Here is a 19,972-nt window from a genome sequence, read left to right on the forward strand (position 1 = left end):
TCCTTTTTGCTTGCGCCCAACTTTATCTTCAACAATGCTTCTATCAATCAATTCAAAATAGGTTCTTACCATATCAAGAATAAATTTATCGGTTATCTCCTTTAGATCTGTTTCTATTTCCTCCATGACTCGAGTTTCATCTTCTGAAAGAAATTCTAAAACTTGATTGATGAATTCCTGGCATTTTTGTTGTAAAATTATACTCACAAGAGACCCTCCTTTTTGGTGGTTTTTGTTTTTGGTTAACTTTTATCTTACCAAAAAGAGTGGTCTCTTGTGTTTTTTTGTTTGTATTTTTTCCTACAACAATTTTACACTATGCTAACATAATTCTACAAAATACTGGTGTATTTTTAAATCATCGGTCAGTTCAGGGTGGAAAGAAGTAGCCAGAAGTTTCCCCTGTCTTACCATAACTATTTTATCATCATGTATGCATAATACTTCAGCTTCTCCCCATACCTTTTCTACATAAGGAGCCCTTATAAAAACCCCTTTTATCTTACCAATATCTTTTATATCAAGTTCGGTTTCGAAGCTGTCTACCTGTCTTCCATAGGCATTGCGCTTTACTTTCATATCCATAAGCTTAAGCCATGGTTCATCCGTATCTAGCTCTTTGGCCAGAAGTATCATGCCGGCACAGGTACCCCAAACCGGCATCCCTTCTCTTGCCTTTTCAATTATCCTGGTATCAAGACCATATTCCCGCATTAAACGGCCAATAGTAGTGCTCTCTCCTCCTGGGATGATAAGCCCGTCTATTCCCTCTATTTCTTCTGCTTTTCTTATCTGTACTGCCTCTACTCCACATTTTTTCAGGCAGGCTTCATGTTCTATGAATGCTCCCTGCAGAGCCAAAACCCCTATTCTCTTACCAGCCACGATCCTGCATCCTTTCTTCTGGTCTTATAGTGCTTATATCAATACCTACCATAGGCTCACCTAGATCTTCAGATATTTCAGCCAGTACCTGAGGATCGTTATAGTAGGTAGTAGCTGCTACTATAGCCCGCGCCCTTTTCATGGGATCACCGGATTTGAATATGCCAGATCCTACAAATATGCCATCACAGCCCAGCTGCATCATGAGAGCAGCATCAGCCGGAGTAGCTATTCCTCCTGCCGCAAAATTTACTACCGGCAAACGCCCTAATCTCTTAACTTCCACTACCAGTTCATAGGGAGCCTGCAATTCCTTAGCTGCGGTCATGAGCTCATCATCAGGAAGATTACATACCCATCTTATTTCATCATTCACCTGTCTTATGTGCCTTACCGCTTCCACTACATTGCCGGTACCCGGCTCTCCTTTAGTCCTGATCATGGCAGCCCCTTCCCCTATGCGGCGCAAAGCTTCTCCCAGGTTCCTGGCTCCACAGACAAAGGGAACCTTGAACATGTGTTTGTTTACATGATACTTGTCATCGGCGGGAGTTAAAACTTCGCTTTCATCTATATAATCTACCCCTAGGGCTTCTAATATTTGGGCTTCTACAAAATGGCCTATACGGCACTTGGCCATAACCGGTATAGTAACTGCATCCATTATTCTCTTGATAACCGCCGGGTCAGCCATTCTAGCTATCCCTCCTGCTGCCCTTATGTCAGCAGGAACCCTTTCTAGAGCCATAACTGCACATGCTCCAGCTTTTTCCGCTATTTTAGCCTGTTCAGGAGTAGTAACATCCATAATAACTCCGCCTTTTAGCATCTGGGCCAAACCTGCTTTTACTGTAAAGGTTCCTTTTTCTATCATCTCTCTTTAGCCTCCTAATATAGTTTCCTCCAACCAGGATAGCATGTTGCAATTTTATACTAAAATATAATTATAGTACAAATTTTCTTTTAAATGATAGTCATAAAAAAATATTATCATCTATTCTTCCCTCTCCACCCGGAAACGGGCTAAACTTGCCACCCGGTCATTTTCATTAAGCCGCATAAGAAGAACACCCCGGGAATACCGTTTCTGGACAGATATATCTTCGGTTTCCAGGCGAATTATATGTCCTTCTTCAGTTAAAATCATCAGCTCCTCACCTGCACTTACTATTTTAAAGGCAACTACCCTTCCGTTTTTGTCGTTTATATCTATTGATTTGATACCTTTTCCTCCCCGGTTTTGCATCCTAAATTGCGCAAGTTCGGTGCGCTTGCCATATCCTTTTTCCGTAACCAAAAGGGCATAAGCATTTTCCCGGTATTTATCAATGCCTACCACATAATCGCCTTCCGCAAGGCTTATAGCCTTTACCCCGGCTGCTGTCCTCCCCATAGGACGCACCTGTTTTTCGCTGAAGATTATGGACATGCCCTGGGCAGTAGCCAGCATGATTTTTTCTCCTTCTTTTACCCTTACTACCCCTACCAGCTGGTCGCCATCATGCAGGTTGATGGCAATAAGGCCGTTTCTTCTTATATTGGCCAGAGCCGAAAGGGGAAGTTTCTTAATGATTCCCTGTCTGGTCACCATCAGCAAATAGGTTTTATCATTCATATCCCGGGCGGCTACTATAGTAGTTACCTTTTCATCGCCTTTGATATCTATATAGTTTATAAGCGGCATTCCTTTAGCCTGCCGGGATGCCTCCTGAATCTGGTAGGCTTTGCAGGAAAATACCCGTCCTTGATTGGTAAAAAACAGAATGTCATTCAGTATACTGGTAACTATTACCTGACTTGCGAAATCCTCACTGCGAGCAGCAGCAGCTGTTATCCCTTTTCCTCCTCTTTTTTGTGCCTTATAGGTATCTAAAGGCTGTCTTTTTATATAACCGCGGTTGCTCAGGGTTATCACTATTTCGCTGTCTTCAATCAGGTCTTCTACTTTATAATCGCTGGTTTGGTAGCATATCTCTGTCCTTCGCGCATCTCCATATTTCTCTTTTATATCGTCCAGATCTTCTTTAATTATGGCATTTACCCTTTCGGGACGGGAAAGTATATCTTTATAGTCGGCAATTTTAGCTTTAAGTTCATCATATTCCTCGTTAAGCTTACCTCGCTCCAAATTAGTAAGCTGTACCAAACGCATGTCCAGAATAGCGTTGGCCTGCACCTCGGTAAAACCGAATTCACTTATCAGATTATCCCTGGCTTCTTCCCTGTCCCTGCTCTTTCTTATTATTTCAATAATCTGGTCTAGATAATCAAGCGCCTTTAAAAGGCCTTCTACGATGTGCAGACGCTCTTCTGCTTTTTTAAGATCAAATCTGGTCCTTCTCTCTATTACTTCCCGCCGGTGCTCTAAATAATACTCAATTATCTGTTTAAGGTTTAATATTTTAGGTTCGCCGTTTTTAAGACCGAGCATGATGATGCCAAAGCTATCTTCCAGCTGGGTATGTTTAAAAAGCTTGTTGATTATAACATTAGGATTGGCATCTTTTTTGACTTCTATCACTATGCGAATGCCCTGGCGGTTAGACTCGTCCCTGAGGTCAGTAATACCATCTATTTTTTTATCCCTTACCAGCTCGGCAATTTTTTCTACTAACCTGGCCTTATTAACCTGATAAGGAATTTCCGTTATCACGATGGCGTTTTTCCCGCCTTTTTTCTCCTCAATAGTATAGCGTGCCCTTATTTTTATAGTTCCCCGTCCAGTCCGGTAGGCATCTTTTATTCCTTTATCCCCCATGATTATGCCGGCAGTCGGAAAATCAGGGCCTTTTATCTTTTTCATTATCTCTTCGATAGAAACTTCAGGATTATCGATGACCAGCTTTATACCTTCCACGACCTCGGTTAAATTGTGAGGAGGTATGTTGGTAGCCATACCTACCGCTATACCTGAAGATCCGTTTATGAGAAGATTAGGAATCCTTGCTGGCAAAACCTGGGGCTCCATCCGGGAATCATCATAATTGGGCCTGAAGTCTACGGTATCTTTTTCTATATCTTTAAGCATTTCCAGAGCAATTCTGGACATACGGCTCTCCGTATAACGCATGGCCGCTGCTGAATCACCATCAAGCGAACCAAAATTGCCATGACCATCGATCAGGGGATAGCGCATAACAAAATCCTGCGCCATTTTTACCATGGTTTCATAAATGGCTGCATCCCCGTGGGGATGGTATTTACCCATTACTTCTCCCACGATGTGGGCTGATTTCTTATGTGGTTTATCATGGGTCATGCCCTGATCATAAAGGGCATATAAAATACGCCGGTGTACCGGCTTTAAGCCATCCCGGAAATCAGGAATAGCACGGGATACAATTACGCTCATCGAATATTCCAGGAAGGATTTTTTAACTTCTTTCTCTATATCAACTGGTATTACCCTTTCAAAAAGGCTTTCCTGTGGCAAAATTTTTCACCCCGCTTTATATATCGAGATTAGTTACATATCGGGCATTAGCCTGTATAAATTCGCGCCTGGGCTCTACATCTTCTCCCATTAAATCAGAGAATATGCGGTCAGCCTCTATGGCATCCTCAATAGTAACCTTGAGGACAGTCCTTTTTTCCGGATTCATAGTCGTTTCCCACAGCTGTTCGGGATCCATTTCCCCTAACCCTTTATAGCGCTGTATTGACCATTTTTTATCTGATTTTTTAAGAAATTCCTGCAGTTCTTCCTCGGAATGGAAGTAATGAATTTCATTACCCCTTTTAGCTCCATAAAGGGGCGGCTGGGCAATATAGATATATCCCTGTTTTATAAGTTCCCGCATATAGCGGTAGAAGAAGGTTAAAAGCAGTACCCTTATATGGGATCCGTCTACATCGGCATCGGTCATGATAAAAATTCTGTGATAGCGGGCCTTTTTTATATCAAAATCATCATCGATTCCGGTACCGATAGCCGTAATAAGTGCCTTTATCTCTTCATTAGCTAAAACCTTGTCCAAACGGGATTTTTGCACATTAAGTATTTTACCTCGCAGGGGAAGTATGGCCTGATTGTTTCTATCCCTCCCCTGTTTAGCCGAGCCGCCTGCTGAATCCCCCTCAACAATAAAAAGTTCGCTTTCTGCCGGGTTTTTGTTGCTGCAATCCGCAAGTTTGCCCGGCAGAGAGGTTATCTCCAGAGCGCTCTTGCGTCTGGTAAGTTCGCGTGCCTTTTTCGCCGCTTCGCGGGCCCTTCTGGCAGTAATTGCCTTTTCTATTATCTTTCTGGCCACAGATGGATTGCGGCTCAGGTAATCTTCTACATTTTCGTATACTACATTTTCGACAATAGTCCTAACCTGGGTATTTCCCAGCTTGGTCTTGGTCTGGCCTTCAAACTGGGGTTCTTTGACTAGAACCAGGATTACCGCTACTATACCTTCTCTTATATCTTCACCGGAAAGATTAGCTTCATTTTCTTTTAAAAGCCCGTTGCGGCGTGCATAATCATTTATTACCCTGGTTAAACCATTCTTAAAACCCAGCTCATGGGTTCCTCCTTCTTCGGTACGGATATTGTTGGCAAAAGAATATATGCTTTCATTGTAGCCGGTGTTATACTGAATAGCTACTTTTACATAAACATCTTCCCTTTTTTCTTCTACAAATATAATCTCGTCATTTATGACCTCTTTGTTTTTATTAAGATAAGCTACAAAATCCTTAAGACCTTCGTTGTACTGAAATACTTTTTTATAATCTTCCCTCTCATCTACAAATTCGATGGTAATTCCCCGGTTTAAGAAAGCAAGCTCCCGCAGGCGCTGTATTATTATTTCTTTGTCAAAAGCTGTTTCCTCAAAAATCTGGTCATCAGGGAGAAAATGGATAATAGTTCCGGTATCTTCGGCCACACCTACCTCATGTACTTCATTTAAAGGTTTGCCCCTTTTATATTCCTGTTCATATATTTTGCCATTTCTCTTTACGGTAACTTTCATCTTTTTGGATAAGGCGTTTACTACGGAGAGGCCTACCCCATGCAGGCCTCCCGAGGTGCTGTAATTGGTACCGCTGAATTTTCCTCCGGAATGCAGGGTAGTCATGATAACTTCCAGAGCCGATTTTCCCATCAGGGGATGGATATCTACGGGGATACCTCTGCCGTTATCTATTACGGTTACACTGTTGTCTTTATGGATAATGACCTTTATATAATCACAGTGGCCGTCGACGGCTTCATCAATACTGTTATCTACAATTTCAAAGACCAGGTGATGAAGTCCCCGCGGACCGGTAGACCCTATATACATACCTGGTCTTTTCCTCACTGCTTCTAGACCTTCCAGAACCTGAATATCGGAAGCAGTATAACTGCTGTTTTTTCCTTTCAAAACTTAAACCCCCTTATGGCAATTAGCTATCCGTTTGTAGAGAGTAGTTGAAGATATAGGTGATATATAAACTTTATCATCACATATTATCAGGGATTTTCTTTTTTTCCCTTCGCCTACATAGACTATTCTTTTTTCATCGATAGCTATTTGCATTATGTCTTCTAAATCTTCCGCTACTGGTGGCTCGATATTTATGATGGCAATTATATCCTGAGCGGAAATAATATAGTTATTACCTAAATGTACATACATAAAACTGCTCCTTTCATACTATACTGCCGTCTTTGACATTAAAAACGGCAGCTCCCTTTACATCAATATCATCTATGTTGACTGCAGTCATAAAAGTTTGAAATTCTGCCTCACCTAAATATTTTAGCAAAAGATTTCTCCGTTCGTAATCGAGTTCAGATAAAACTTCATCTAGAAGAAAAAGAGGATAAAATCCCCGTATACGGCAGAAAGTTTGGGCTTCCGCTATTTTCAAAGCAACAACCAGATTCCTCTGCTGTCCCTGGGAAGAGAAGAAACGGGCTAATTTATTATTATAATAAAAATTTATGTCATCAAGATGAGGACCTAACAAGGTAGTTTTGCGCATCCCTTCCTGATTCCTTATTTTTATCAGTTCTTCAGCCATCCTTGCTTTTAAAGTAGAGATATTTACCTTTTCGTCAGGGATGGGAAAAGAGAGGGCATACTTGATTTTAATGTCAGCCTCTTCTTTATTTAAAAAGGAATAGATGTCCCTTACTTCTTTTTCCAGCATATTTATCAGATTTATGCGCTGCATGATTATAAGGGCCGCTTTTTCTGTCAGCATCCCATCCAATATGTTAAGGGTTTTATCCCTTATTGCTTCTTTTTTAAGCATAAGATTTCTTTTTTTTAGTATTTTTCCATATTCTTCTATTAAGTATGCATACTCTGCGGAGATTTGTTTTAGCATAAAGTCAATAAAGTTCCTCCGTCTGCCCGGAGAACCTTTTATAAGATAGAGATCATCGGGAATGAACAGCACTACTTTGGGAATATAAGGGTGTTTGCTTCTAATCTTTTTCCGATTAAGAAAGATTTCTTTGCTTTTACTCCGGGTGTAAGTTAAACCTATTTCGAGATCTTTTTCCCCTGCCGTGTATTTTGCGTTTATATTGAAGTATTCCTTCTCATAGTTTACCAGATGATCATAGTTAGGAGAGCGGAAAGAGCTGTTTCCGCTCAATATATACAGGGCTTCTAGAAGATTAGTTTTTCCCTGGCCGTTGTTTCCGGTAAAAATATTAAGGTTACCTAATCTCTCTTCCGGCAGGAGGATTTCTTTGATATTGCGGAAATTTTTAACAGCAAGCTCTTTAACCTTCAAGGCTTATGCATCTCACTTTTTCAATTACTGGTACTGGTTCTTAAGGGAACAATTACATATAGATAATTATCCCGTTCGGGGTTAGTTATCAGAGCTGGGCTTAAGCTCCCGGAAAATTTTATATTTACCTTTTCCCCTTCTCCGGCATATATCCTGGCAATTTCTAGAAGGTAATTGGTGTTGAATACTATCTTAAAAGGCGATTCGCCTTTTATGTCTACTCCTTCGATAACTTCGATTATTTCACCCATCATCTCGGAATAAGTTTTAAAAACCGCTTCCTGCCCTTCAAGGTAGATCTGTATCTGAGGGATTTTTATCCTTTCATCAGCGGGTACTATTCTGGCTCTTTCCAGGGCGGTAGTAAATTTATAGGCATCGATATCTACTTCGGTTTTGAAAGTGCCCGGAATGACATTGTCGTAGCTCGGATATTGTCCTTCAATCAGTCTCGATACCAGCAAGAATCTAGGCTTTTGAAATACTACATGGTTTTCTGTGGTACATATAGATATTTTTTCTTCACTATCATCTAAAACCCTCAGTATCTCATTTATGGTGCGGATAGGTATTATAAAATTAAAAGGTTCTAACCCTTTTTCTTCCAGCATATAAGTATACTGGGTGAGGCGGTGAGTGTCTGAAGCTACTATTTTCAGCATTCCATCTTCCAGTATGTCAAAAAGAACCCCTGTGAACACCTGGCGAAAATGGTTGTGGGCAGCAGCAAAAGCTGTTTTCTTTAGCCCTTCACGCAGCACTTTCTGGGGAAGGGTTATCTTTTCCAGGGCTTCTTTTACCGGAAGCCCTGGATGTTCTTGATTGTCGTATATATTTATGTGGCCGGTAGAGCGGCCATAGGTTATGTCTAGCTTGGAGGTTTCATGGTTAAGGCTTATGGTTACTGGGGAATCGGGCAGCAGTTTTATAAAGTCGGAGAAATACTGGGCATTTACCAGTACAGTTCCTTCTTCGATTATGTCAACCTGTTCGGTGGAGGTTTTGATACCTATTTCCATATCGGTAGCCGTCATGGTCAATCCTTTTTCCCGGCTGGCTTCGATAAGGATTCCGGATAGAGCCGGTATAGTTGCTTTGTTGGATGCTGCCCGGTGTACCAGGGTGGTAAGGGTAGATAATTGGCCTTTTTCGATGATAAATTTCATCTTGGTAGCCCTCCGCTCTTTTATTTTTTATTCTTTATAAGAATGGCAGCAGTAATAGTAGTAAGCCTTTTTGATATGTGGATAAGTGTTTCTTTTTTCTATTTTTTCGGTTTTTTTAAAGTTGATAACCTTGTTTATAACCAGCTCTGGTTTATGGCATATAATTGGGATCTATTTTTTTGCATAATTCGTTTATTACTTTTTTCAGTTCCTGGTCGTTTATGATATCTTTTTCTACTTTTTCGTACGCATGTAGTACCGTAGTATGATCGCGTCCGCCAAACTGTTCGCCTATCTGAGGATAAGAGGCATCAGTAAGCTTACGGCAGAGGTACATGGCTATTTGTCTGGGATAAGCTAGCTGTTTGTTGCGTTTTTTGGACAGCAGCTCAGCCATAGGTATGCCGTAATATTCAGCTACTATTTTTTGAATGTTTTCGATAGTTATTCTTTTGGGCCGCGGAGCTGGAAGTATATCTTTTAAGGCTTCAGCTGCGGTGTTGATATTGATAGGCTTGTTGTTTAAAGTGGCATAAGCTATCAGCCGGATAAGGGCACCTTCCAGTTCGCGAATATTGGAATCTATATAGTTAGCTATATAGTCTAAGACATCGTAAGGTATCTCCAGGTTTTCATTTTGCGCTTTTTTGCGCAGGATAGCGATGCGCGTTTCCAGATCTGGCGGCTGAATATCAGTTATGAGCCCCCATTCGAAGCGAGAACGCAACCTGTCTTCCAGGGTAGGTATGCTGCGGGGGGGACGGTCGCTGGATATGACCAGCTGTTTGTTAGCTTCATAAAGAGAATTAAAAGTGTGGAAAAATTCTTCCTGGGTTCTTTCTTTGCCGGCTAAAAACTGGATATCATCTATGAGCAGGACATCGATATTGCGGTATTTCTGGCGAAAGCCAGAAGTATTGTCATCTTTTATGGACATTATCAGTTCATTGGTAAACTGTTCCGAAGAAACATACATTACCGACATTCCCGGATATTTGGATAATATATGATGTCCTATGGCATGCATCAGGTGCGTTTTGCCCAGGCCAACCCCTCCATAAATAAAAAGAGGGTTATAGGCTTTAGCCGGTGCTTCCCCTACTGCATAACAGGCTGCATGGGCAAAGCGGTTGCTGTTGCCAACTACAAAAGAATCAAAGGTGTATTTAGGATTAAGGTTGGAGCTGCGGTTTTCTTTGGCAATTATGTTTTCTGTGGATAATACCAGGGTTATATTTTGTCCGGTCAGGGAACGGAATTTATTTTCTATAAGGTCAGAGTATTTGAGCTCTATCCACTCTTTGGTAAGGTTATTGGGAACGTTTACATACACCTTGTTGTTTTTATAACCTATAAACTTGACCATGGGAAACCAGATGTCAAAGCTTATTTCTCCTATTTCTTCCTTTATCTCTTCTAAAACTTTATCCCATATGAGCTTAAAATCGGTAATATTTCCAGACATATCTGATAGCCTCCTGTGTATTTGTGGAAAAGATTTTTTATTTCTGCCTTTGAGGCTGTGGATATCTTGACAAGTTTCAATGATATATGAAAATCCTGTGAAAAACAACTGTGTTTTTTGTTTATAATTATTAGTGTAGCATAATTATGATAACAAATCAGTGTTAAAAATAGAAGTATTTAGAAGGCTGCGAAATCTTGACATGGTTTGCGGATAATAAATATAATAATAAGGTATTGGAAAAATTAAGGGAGGCGGCAAGGAAATGAAAAGAACCTATCAACCTAAAAACCGGCAGAGAAAGAAAGAGCATGGTTTTAGAAAGAGAATGGCTACGAAAAGCGGCAGAAAGATTTTAGCCAACCGCAGGAGAAAAGGTAGAAAAAGATTATGTGCATAGGGTCGTTAAGGCGACCTTTTATTTTACTTATTAAAAATTTTGGTTAAAATATTAGGTAGATATTTTTACCCGGCGGAAAGGTATTTTTATGCTTAAGAGAGAATTAAGGATAAACAAGAGTGGAGATTATAAGCTGGTATATGAAAAAGGTAAAAAATTTTCCGGCAGGTATATAATTGTATATATAAAGGAAAATAATCTGGGGCATAACCGATTTGGCTTTGTAGTAAGCAAGAAAATAGGAAATGCTGTGGTGCGCAACCGGATAAAAAGGCAGTTAAGAGCGATTATAAATGAAGAAAAAAACCGTATTAAAGGCAGTTTTGATATAGTCATAATCTGTCGCCACAACCTGGAGGGATATACATTTTCGCTTTTGCATAAAGATGTAATGAAAATATTTAAGAAGGCTGGTTTAAATTGAAGAGGTTAATGATTTTTTTGATAAAAGTCTATCAAAAAGTATCCCTGTTTAAAAAACCTTCGTGCCGTTTTTATCCTTCCTGTTCTAACTATGCACTGGAAGCTATAGAGAAATACGGCGCTTTTAAAGGAGGATGGTTGGCTTTTAAAAGGATTTTGCGATGTCATCCCTGGCATCCAGGAGGTTACGACCCGGTACCTTAAAAAAAGGCAGTTTGCAGATAATAAGGGAGGTGACTACCTGCTATCGCTTTTTACGATAGGCAGGGCAAATTTTGTGGCAATCTTTTGTACAGTGGTTTACTGATTTTATTGAATTTATGTATGGGATAACTATAAAAATAGGTTTACCTAATTATGGGCTGGCTATTATTTTAATGACTATAGTAATTAAGCTGGTACTTTTCCCGTTAACCCAGAAGCAGCTTAAGTCAATGCGGGCTATGCAGGAACTGCAACCTAAATTAAAGTACATACAGGAAAAGTATCAGGATGACCCCCAGAAGATGCAGGCCAAGGTAATGGAACTTTATCGCCAACATGGAGTTAATCCTTTTGGGGGCTGTCTGCCTCTGCTGATACAGATGCCTATTTTTATCGCTTTTTATCAATCTTTATATAATTTCCAGTTTACTGTAGCCGAACATGCTGCTTTTTTAGGTATTCCTGATATAAGTAAAACGGCCTGGTATTTTATAACCCATGGGGATCCCATAGCTATATACCTTCCTATTTTAGCAGGGATAACTACTTATATTCAGCAAAAAGTATCTATGGTTAATACTGATGATCCTACCCAGAAGTCTTTGCTTTATTTTATGCCGCTTTTTATGGCCTGGATTGCTACTACACTGCCAGCCGGGTTACCTATTTACTGGATAATGTTCAATATTCTAGGAATTTTGCAGCAGCTGTATGTTAATAAAACAAGTGCCAAAACGGCTCCTGGTAAATAAAAAAACTGCCTGCACGAAGGTGATTAAAAAACAGGGGGAAAAGGAGGCAAAAAGTAAGAATGGAACTCCAGACCGTAGAGAAAAAAGGGAAAACTATTGATGAGGCGATTAAAGCTGCTCTGGATGAATTAAACTGCAGTATTGATGATGTTACGGTAGAAGTTCTAGAAGAGCCAAGCAAGGGTCTTTTAGGGTTAGTAAAGAAACCAGCCCTGGTAAGAGTAACTTTGAAGGCCAAGCCGGAAAAAGAAGCAAGTTCTCTGGTCAAAGAGATATTACAAAAAATGGGCTTAGATTGTCAGGTAGAAAGCGCTCAGTTTAGTGGTGATACCGTAAGAATTAATCTTTCCGGTAAGGATATGGGGCTGGTTATTGGACATAAGGGGGAAACCCTGGATGCCCTGCAGTTTATAGTTGGTCTGATGCTAAATAAAAAGCGCGAAGAGAAAATAAGGGTAGTTATTGATGTGGAAAATTATCGCAAGAAGAAAGAAGAATCATTAGAAGCGCTGGCTTTGCGGCTTTCGGATAAGGTTAAGAAGACTAAGAAACAGATTATTATGCGGCCTATGACCTCCCAGGAACGAAGGATTATCCACACCGCACTGCAAGGAGATCCCCTGATTACCACTTATTCCTTAGGAGAAGAACCTAACCGTAAAGTAGTTATAGCCCTGAAGAAATAAGTTTTAAGATGCTAAAAAAGACCCTGCGGGGTCTTTTTTAATATTTTTAAAAGCGGGATATTTTTAAAAAAGGGGTTATTTTGGTATCATACATAGTAAAACAAATAGAGAGAAGTGGTGTGGTGTCATGTATATAAATGATGATATTGCAGCTTTAGCTACTCCTCCCGGAGAAGGAGGCATAGCTATCATAAGGCTTAGCGGGAGCGGGGTTATTGAAAAGATAGACCGTATCTTCAAGCCTTATAATGCCGGGGTAGATATAAAAAAGAAAGCCGGTTATACCCTTACTCTGGGCTGGATAGTAGATGAAAAAGGTGAATATATAGATGAAGTTTTAATCTCTATCATGCGCGCTCCCAGAAGTTATACCGGGGAGGATGTGGTAGAGATAAACTGTCATGGCGGCATCCTGGCAGCGAGAAAATGCCTGGAAGAAGTCCTGAAAAATGGGATAAGGCTGGCTGAGCCAGGAGAATTTACCCGCCGGGCTTTCATCAGCGGCCGGATAGATATGAGCCAGGCAGAAGCAGTTATAGAAGTTATAAGGGCTAAAACGGAAAAAGGATTAAAACTGGCTTTAAAACAGCTTAAAGGGGAAAATAAAGCTGATTTTGCCTATCTGGAAGATGAACTTACCTCTATCAATGCTGCGGTAGAAGCCAGCATAGATTTTCCTGATGAAGTAGGCGAACCTGATTATGATGAAATGCAAGCCAGGCTGGAGAAGGTAAAAAAAGCACTGGAAAAGTTTATAGAAGGGGCTAAAATGGGAGATATATACCGGGAAGGGGTTTCTATTGCTATTGTAGGCAAGCCGAATGTGGGGAAGTCCAGCTTGCTTAATGCTCTTTTGCGTAAAGAAAAGGCCATAGTTACCGATATTCCTGGTACAACCCGGGATGTAATCGAAGATTATATAAATATCGAAGGGATACCGGTTAAGATTATGGATACTGCAGGTATAAGGGAGACTGAGGATATAGTAGAAAGGATAGGAGTGGAAAAATCAAGCCAGGCTATAGAAGAAGCTGATCTGGTCATCTTCCTTCTGGATGTAGCCGCCGGTATAACCGAAGAGGATATGAATATTTACCGGCGGCTCAGGAAAGATAACCTGATCGTGCTGGTAAATAAGGAAGATCTGGAGGAAAAAAATATAAGTGAGGAAGATTTAGCCAGGCTGTTTAAAGGAGTGAAGGTGATACGCGGTTCGGTAAAGGAAAAAACCGGACTTGATGAGCTTAAAAAGAGTATAAAAGATATGATAATCGAAGGCCGGGGTAGTTATGAAGGGGAGGAAATGATATTTAATATAAGGCAAAAAATAGCCCTGGATAAGGCCAGGGAACATTTAGTATCTGCTCTGGAAGGTTTGGGTAAGGTGCCTTTGGATTGTCTGGCAGTTGATATAAGAGGAGCCCTGGAGGCATTAGGTGAGATTACAGGCAAAAATATAAAAGAAGAAGTGATGGATCGCATTTTCCGCGATTTTTGTATAGGCAAATAGTCGGGAGCCGGGTTAAAAGGGGGTTTTTTTGTGGTTATTTATAATGCAGGAAATTATGATGTGGTAGTCATAGGAGGAGGACATGCCGGATGTGAAGCAGCTCTGGCTGCTGCCCGCATGGGAGTAAAAACATTAATGCTTACTTTGAGCATGGAAAATATTGCCTTGATGCCCTGTAACCCTTCCATAGGAGGGCCGGCTAAATCTCAGCTGGTCAGGGAAATCGATGCTCTGGGAGGGGAAATGGCTAAAAATATAGATAAAACCCATCTGCAGATGCGCATGATCAATACCGGCAAGGGACCTGCTGTTCAGGCCCTTAGGGCTCAGGCCGATAAAGCTGAATATCATAAGGAAATGCTTAAAACCCTTTTGCGCCAGCCAGGCCTGGATGTGGCTATGGCAGAAGTAGAAAGGATAGAAACGGTAAATGGAAAGGTTAGCGGGGTAATAACCAGAACCGGTGCCCGCTATAATTGCCGGGCAGTAGTGATTACTTCCGGAACCTATCTTAAAGGCCGCATTATTATAGGAGACCTGGCTTTTGATGGAGGGCCAAACGGCCAGTTCCCGGCGGTAAAACTTTCGGACTGCCTCCGGGAATTAGGGCTTAAACTGGGCCGGTTCAAAACAGGGACTCCGCCCAGGATAGACAAAAAATCAGTTGATTTTTCCAAGATGATAGAACAGCCAGGAGATGAAAGGCCTTTAAGATTTTCCTATATAAGTCCCCGGGTAAAGAGGCCTCAGCTTTCCTGCTGGCTTACCCACAGCAACAAGACTACGCACCAGATTGTTCTCGATAATCTGGATCGTTCCCCGCTTTTCAGCGGGATTATAAAGGGAAGAGGGCCGAGGTACTGCCCTTCTTTTGAAGATAAGGTGGTACGTTTTCCCCATAAAGAATCACATCAGCTTTTTATAGAGCCAGAAGGATGGTCTACGGATGAAATGTATGTTCAGGGCATGAATACCAGCCTGCCGGAAGATGTGCAGCTTAAGGTCTTGCGCAGCATTCCGGGATTGGAAAATGTGCGCATGATCCGGACTGGATATGCTATTGAGTATGATTATGTTATTCCTTCCCAGCTAAAACCTACTTTGGAGACAAAAGAGGTGGAAAATCTTTTTACCGCCGGGCAGATAAACGGGACTTCAGGTTATGAAGAGGCCGCAGCTCAGGGGATTATGGCGGGAATAAATGCAGCTTTAAAGATAAAAGAGGAGGAGCCGCTTATCTTAAAGAGAAGCGAGGCTTATATTGGCGTGATGATCGATGATCTGGTAACTGGCGATATAGATGAGCCTTACCGTTTATTGACCTCCCGTGCCGAATACCGCCTGGTTTTAAGGCAGGATAATGCCGACCTGCGTTTGACGGAAATTGGGCGCCGGATAGGCCTGGTTGATGACTATCGCTGGAGAATATTTAACGAAAAGCGTGAGGAGCTGGAAAAAGAGATAATCAGGATGAAAGAGACGACTTTTACTCCCGCTGATAAGGAAATGGAAGAATTTTTGCTGGCAAAAAACACTGCTCCCTTAAGGGATAGGGTAAGTTTGTGGGAGATTTTAAAAAGGCCGGAGATAAAAATAAACGATCTGGTAGCAGGTGGGTGGCTGGAGGATAAAGATATTGATATTTTAGAACAACTGGAAATACAGTCTAAATACGAAGGCTATATAAAGAAACAGGAAGAACAGATAAAAAGGTTTGAAAAAATGGAAAACCGGCTTATTCCCGAAGATATAAATTATGATGAGGTTTACGGCTTGTCCAATGAGGCTCTGCAGAAACTTAAACAGATAAGGCCGGTATCTATTGGGCAGGCTTCGCGCATTTCCGGGGTCAATCCGGCAGATATAAATGTGCTGTTAATTTTTTTAGAGAAAAAAAGAAGGAAATAAGTGATTGACATGGAATATATTGTTAATAAATACAAAGAATTACTGATACAGGAAAATAAGAAGCATAATCTGGTAAGCCGCCGCATGGATGTGGAAGAACTGGATGAACATATCAGGGACTCCCTGGCTATCTTGGACTGGGTAAACTTATCCGGGAGGGGGGTTGATATCGGCACCGGGGCAGGATTTCCGGGGCTTATTCTGGCTATCTATTGTCCTGACATTGCGTTTACGCTTATCGAAGCGGATTTAAAAAAGAGCATGTTTCTTACCAAGGTAGGCAGGGAATGTAATCTCTCCAATGTTCAGGTTGTGCGTAAGAGGGCGGAAGAAGCAGGGAGAGATTTAGAATTGCGGGAAAGATTTGATTTCTGTACAAGCCGTGCGGTGGCAGCTATGAGGGTGATGCTGGAATATGCTTTACCTCTGGTTAAAAAAGGCGGGCTGGTTTATATGTGGAAAGGGCCAAATTTTGAGGAGGAATGGAAAGAGGCGCATAATGCCTTGGAGGTTTTAGGCGGCCGGGTGGTCGATGTTTATGCTTATGCAAGCGGGGACCGCAGGCGGTATATTGTGGCCGTAGAGAAAACAGCACCTACTCCGGAAAAATATCCGCGTCGAACCGGCATACCTGCGAAAAGGCCGCTTTAAGGAGGATCGGGTATGGCTAAATGGTTTAATAGAGGGCAAGAAAGGATAAATGAAGAAAAGGTGGTATATGTTCCTTTATCCCGAATTGTAAGAAGCCCTTTTTTGCCCCGCCGCAACTTTGCGGATGAGGAAATCTTTGATCTGGCCCAGTCTATACTTGCCCTGGGAGTAATTCAACCTGTAATATTACGCAAGAGGGGAGATCTTTATCAGCTGATAGCAGGAGAAAGAAGGTATCGGGCCTGCCTCCTTTTAGGACTGGCGCAGATTCCTGCCCTGGTTAGAGATATGGATGATGAAAAGGCTGCCTGTATTGCCCTTGCGGAAAATCTGCAAAGAAAGCCGCTTGATTTAGGGGAAGAATCCCGTGCTTATAACAGGTTGGGCGAGGTTTGGGGGTTAAAGCCTCATGATATAGAGGCTAAAACGGGGAAAAAAGAGAGGGAAATAGCCCATAGGTTAGAGTTTATGAAGCTGGTTCCGGAGGTGCAGAAAAGGATTACCGAAACCGGGCTTGATGAACATTATGTTTCGCTTTTGCTGCAGTTTAAATCACCGGTTGTTCAGCTGGAAATCATCGATGAAATAATGAAAAGGAATCTATCCCTGGCCGAGACCAAAGACCTGGTGGAAAGATGGCTTGCGGACAGCCCGTTTTTGGCAGCTAAAGGAGATAAGAAGGGAGAAGTTATGGTGATTCGGGATGAACGCATTTTTTTGAATACCATCAAAGAAACGGTGAGGAGGGCCAGGCAGACCGGGATTGATATATATATGGATGAATGCGATACGGAAGACGGCTGCCAGATAGTTATAAAGGTAGCGAAAAAAAAGCCTTATTGGCGAAGAATTGCCCGTTAAAAAGAGGGGGCATATACCCCTCTTTTTTTAACGGGCAGGCATTTTAATAAATACCCCGCGGGGATCTACTTCTTTGCGCAGTATTTCGAGGACTTCATCACTAGGTGGTTCGATGAAAGGAACTTCATCCGGAACCAGCAGTTCAAAGCCGGTGCAGGCCTGAGCAATTTCTACGCTCATGCCGGGATTTAAAGCTTTTATGCGCATCCGCTTGGTTACCGGCTCAAAGTCATATATGCCTACCTGAGTAACAACGGCAATAGGCCCTCCCATAAGACCTGCTTTTTCCCGGGAGTCTCCTCCATCCAGGTAGCCGGGAGTAGTTATAAAATCGACCCGGGCGGGGAAGCGGTCAGGGGTTTGCAAACCTACCAGCACCGATTTTTGAGTAAGTGAACCTATATCATTACCTCCGCCACTGCCGGGAAGGATAGATTTAAGATTTTCGTAAGAACCGATTACGGAAGTGTTGACATTGCCGTACATGTCGATCTGGGCTCCACCCTGGAAGGCTATATCGACATAGCCTATAGCGCACTGGCCGAATGATACGGCCATTTCTAAGACAGCAGGTGATTTGCGGTAGGTAAAAGGACATCCTACCGACCAGGGCATCTGGCCTTCTAAGGGGTCCTGGCCGCCGCTTTCATAGACCAGGGTTATGTTGGGAGCATGGGTCTTTTTGGCCAGAATGGCTCCTACCATAGGAAGCCCGGTTCCTACATAGACTATCTGATCGTCTTCAATCATCTGGGCTATATTATAAGCCAGCATTTCCAGCGGATTAGGCGGTGCTACCTTACTCATCAAATCCCCTCCTTTTTAATCCCATTTTGGAATAACTTCCTGGTAGTCGAAGCTTACCAGTGAATCATCTATGTTAGCCTGGGCAGCTTCCATAAGGCGGGTAGCCTGGTCTATGAAGCGTATGCCTCCCAGTTTTTCGATGAAGTCGAACTGGTCTTTGCATTCAAATACCCAGTATCTCATGATATCATCTACATTTTCCTGTTTCGGGGTGCCTACTCTTACCAGCCACTCCCACCATTCACGGGCCCAGTAGTAACAACCAGGGCAGCAGCCCGGCAGGGCTCCATAGGGAAGTTCAACTACAGCATCTACATACCAGAAGGGGATGCAGGCATTGCCTAATTCACGTATAGTCATTTCCGGCACGATTTTTTCTGCAGTTATTATTACTTTACGGCAGGCAGCAGCTAAGGCTATATCGTTTACGGCCGGGCCTTCAATAACGGCATTGCCATAACGGTCTGCTTTCTGGACATGGATTATGCACACATCAGGGAAAAGGGCAGGAATGATTACTACCGGCTCACTTTTGTCCAGGCCTACAGGGTTTTCAATGACTTTTACATAAGGATTGTATTTAAGCATGTCTGAGCCTAAAAGCTGTTTAGCAGCTATAAAGGGTGCTCCTAATTGGGCGGCTTTAAAGCCTAATGCCATGCTGCCGTGGCTCCATATAGAGAGTATTTCCGCCTGCTTGGTTTTTATAGCGCGGGCAAAGTTTTTATCATTACCCCGCATTTCCACCCCTATGTAGGATAGATGGATAGCATAAACACAGCCCATAGTCATGAGGTAAGAAGTGTTGGACATGGGAGAGCCTATGCTGACCATGTTTTTCTTCTTCTGCCTTATTATTTCAAAATAAGCCTGGATAGGAGATCTGACATAAGAAAAGCCGGTTTCGGCCAGGATGTCGCCATCTTTTACATATTCTGCAATAGCTTCACTCAGGGACATGCGCTTATCTTTCTTTTTGCGGCTTTTACTCAGGTGATACTCGCGGGCACCTTTAAAATCGACCAGGCGCTCAAACTGTTCTTTGGTTGCATACATAAATTCCATCCCACTCGCCTCCTTGCTTATAATAATTGATTAGGTAATTTATCGATGTGTTTTTATCACCCCCGCCTGCAGGAAACTATGTGATGAGGTATAGGAATAAAAGGTTTTTATTACGAAATTATATATTTTTATGTGATATTTATATTATATAGTCATAAAGATAACAGGACAAGATTGAAAATTAAATATTTTTTATGCCTAATTTTATAAATACGAATTTTTTTAATATTTTAACAATAACTCAAATTTCGCAGTTTAAAACAGGCATCAAAGCCCTAATGTATGCTGGTTGACCAGCAATCCAATATCGAACTTGACACAAAATCGCTGCGTATAAATCCTGGGAAATTTTTTTGAGCAGTTCAGCAATAAAAAGCAAAAGATACCGTATGGCGGTCTGGTAGTCAATATCCTGTACCTCATCGCATAACAAATAGAATATTTCTCCGTAACTACGTGAGTCCTGGTTGTT

Annotated in this window: 19 protein-coding genes and 2 pseudogenes; 9 read left to right on the forward strand and 12 right to left on the reverse strand. The window is 41.9% G+C overall.

Annotated features, from left to right (window positions below):
* The 9 genes and pseudogenes from BUB92_RS09020 to dnaA form a co-directional block, all read right to left on the reverse strand.
* Nucleotides 1-207 (reverse strand): annotated as a pseudogene (locus BUB92_RS09020) (ISLre2 family transposase); the annotation flags it as partial.
* 114 nt (nt 208-321) lie between these two features.
* A complete protein-coding gene (gene pdxT / locus BUB92_RS09025; RefSeq protein ID WP_073093088.1) occupies nt 322-885 on the reverse strand; it encodes a pyridoxal 5'-phosphate synthase glutaminase subunit PdxT in 564 nt (187 codons plus the stop codon).
* A complete protein-coding gene (gene pdxS, locus BUB92_RS09030) occupies nt 875-1,759 on the reverse strand; it encodes a pyridoxal 5'-phosphate synthase lyase subunit PdxS (protein WP_073093090.1) in 885 nt (294 codons plus the stop codon). Before pdxS ends, pdxT begins: the two co-directional genes overlap by 11 nt.
* 120 nt (nt 1,760-1,879) lie before the next feature.
* On the reverse strand, nt 1,880-4,318 hold the full coding sequence (gyrA, locus tag BUB92_RS09035; protein ID WP_073093091.1) for a DNA gyrase subunit A: 2,439 nt from the start codon (nt 4,316-4,318) through the stop codon (nt 1,880-1,882).
* 16 nt (nt 4,319-4,334) lie between these two features.
* Nucleotides 4,335-6,236 carry a DNA topoisomerase (ATP-hydrolyzing) subunit B gene (gene gyrB, locus BUB92_RS09040; protein WP_073093093.1) on the reverse strand — a complete coding sequence of 634 codons (1,902 nt, stop codon included), beginning with the start codon at nt 6,234-6,236 and terminating at the stop codon, nt 4,335-4,337.
* A 3-nt stretch (nt 6,237-6,239) separates the two neighbouring features.
* Nucleotides 6,240-6,491: an extracellular matrix regulator RemB gene (gene remB, locus BUB92_RS09045; RefSeq protein ID WP_073093094.1), complete on the reverse strand. Its 252-nt coding sequence runs from the start codon at nt 6,489-6,491 to the stop codon at nt 6,240-6,242.
* A gap of 13 nt (nt 6,492-6,504) precedes the next feature.
* Nucleotides 6,505-7,602, reverse strand: a complete 1,098-nt coding sequence (gene recF / locus BUB92_RS09050; RefSeq protein WP_073093096.1) for a DNA replication/repair protein RecF — start codon at nt 7,600-7,602, stop codon at nt 6,505-6,507.
* A gap of 20 nt (nt 7,603-7,622) precedes the next feature.
* Nucleotides 7,623-8,768, reverse strand: coding sequence for a DNA polymerase III subunit beta (dnaN, locus tag BUB92_RS09055; protein ID WP_073093097.1), 1,146 nt, complete (start codon nt 8,766-8,768; stop codon nt 7,623-7,625).
* Nucleotides 8,769-8,919: 151 nt separating this feature from the next.
* Nucleotides 8,920-10,233, reverse strand: coding sequence for a chromosomal replication initiator protein DnaA (gene dnaA, locus BUB92_RS09060; protein WP_073093098.1), 1,314 nt, complete (start codon nt 10,231-10,233; stop codon nt 8,920-8,922).
* A 265-nt stretch (nt 10,234-10,498) separates the two neighbouring features.
* Between dnaA and rpmH the strand changes: the two genes are divergently transcribed.
* The 9 genes from rpmH to BUB92_RS09105 all read left to right on the forward strand — a co-directional run bounded on the left by rpmH (nt 10,499) and on the right by BUB92_RS09105 (nt 17,628).
* A complete protein-coding gene (rpmH, locus tag BUB92_RS09065) occupies nt 10,499-10,633 on the forward strand; it encodes a 50S ribosomal protein L34 (RefSeq protein WP_073093100.1) in 135 nt (44 codons plus the stop codon).
* Nucleotides 10,634-10,721: 88 nt separating this feature from the next.
* Nucleotides 10,722-11,057, forward strand: coding sequence for a ribonuclease P protein component (rnpA, locus tag BUB92_RS09070; RefSeq protein ID WP_073093101.1), 336 nt, complete (start codon nt 10,722-10,724; stop codon nt 11,055-11,057).
* An 8-nt stretch (nt 11,058-11,065) separates the two neighbouring features.
* A complete protein-coding gene (gene yidD / locus BUB92_RS09075; protein ID WP_200774240.1) occupies nt 11,066-11,260 on the forward strand; it encodes a membrane protein insertion efficiency factor YidD in 195 nt (64 codons plus the stop codon).
* 71 nt (nt 11,261-11,331) lie between these two features.
* A complete protein-coding gene (locus tag BUB92_RS09080; protein ID WP_242939040.1) occupies nt 11,332-12,012 on the forward strand; it encodes a YidC/Oxa1 family membrane protein insertase in 681 nt (226 codons plus the stop codon).
* A 59-nt stretch (nt 12,013-12,071) separates the two neighbouring features.
* Complete coding sequence (jag, locus tag BUB92_RS09085) at nt 12,072-12,698, forward strand: RNA-binding cell elongation regulator Jag/EloR (RefSeq protein WP_073093104.1); 627 nt, start codon at nt 12,072-12,074, stop codon at nt 12,696-12,698.
* Nucleotides 12,699-12,825: 127 nt separating this feature from the next.
* Nucleotides 12,826-14,208: a tRNA uridine-5-carboxymethylaminomethyl(34) synthesis GTPase MnmE gene (gene mnmE / locus BUB92_RS09090; protein WP_073093105.1), complete on the forward strand. Its 1,383-nt coding sequence runs from the start codon at nt 12,826-12,828 to the stop codon at nt 14,206-14,208.
* A gap of 30 nt (nt 14,209-14,238) precedes the next feature.
* Nucleotides 14,239-16,116, forward strand: coding sequence for a tRNA uridine-5-carboxymethylaminomethyl(34) synthesis enzyme MnmG (gene mnmG / locus BUB92_RS09095; RefSeq protein WP_073093107.1), 1,878 nt, complete (start codon nt 14,239-14,241; stop codon nt 16,114-16,116).
* A 9-nt stretch (nt 16,117-16,125) separates the two neighbouring features.
* Nucleotides 16,126-16,767 (forward strand): 16S rRNA (guanine(527)-N(7))-methyltransferase RsmG, encoded by a 642-nt coding sequence (gene rsmG / locus BUB92_RS09100; protein WP_073093117.1) that lies wholly within the window; start codon nt 16,126-16,128, stop codon nt 16,765-16,767.
* 12 nt (nt 16,768-16,779) lie between these two features.
* Nucleotides 16,780-17,628, forward strand: a complete 849-nt coding sequence (locus BUB92_RS09105) for a ParB/RepB/Spo0J family partition protein (protein WP_073093108.1) — start codon at nt 16,780-16,782, stop codon at nt 17,626-17,628.
* Between the two features lie 27 nt (nt 17,629-17,655).
* Here the strand turns inward: BUB92_RS09105 and BUB92_RS09110 are convergent, their stop codons facing one another.
* The 3 genes and pseudogenes from BUB92_RS09110 to BUB92_RS09120 form a co-directional block, all read right to left on the reverse strand.
* Nucleotides 17,656-18,435 (reverse strand): CoA-transferase subunit beta, encoded by a 780-nt coding sequence (locus BUB92_RS09110; RefSeq protein ID WP_073093109.1) that lies wholly within the window; start codon nt 18,433-18,435, stop codon nt 17,656-17,658.
* 15 nt (nt 18,436-18,450) lie between these two features.
* Nucleotides 18,451-19,500, reverse strand: a complete 1,050-nt coding sequence (locus BUB92_RS09115; protein WP_073093111.1) for a CoA transferase subunit A — start codon at nt 19,498-19,500, stop codon at nt 18,451-18,453.
* Between the two features lie 241 nt (nt 19,501-19,741).
* Nucleotides 19,742-19,972 (reverse strand): annotated as a pseudogene (locus tag BUB92_RS09120) (IS4 family transposase); the annotation flags it as partial.

It is taken from the genome of Thermosyntropha lipolytica DSM 11003, from assembly GCF_900129805.1.
GTDB classification, from domain to species: Bacteria; Bacillota; Syntrophomonadia; order Syntrophomonadales; family Syntrophomonadaceae; genus Thermosyntropha; species Thermosyntropha lipolytica.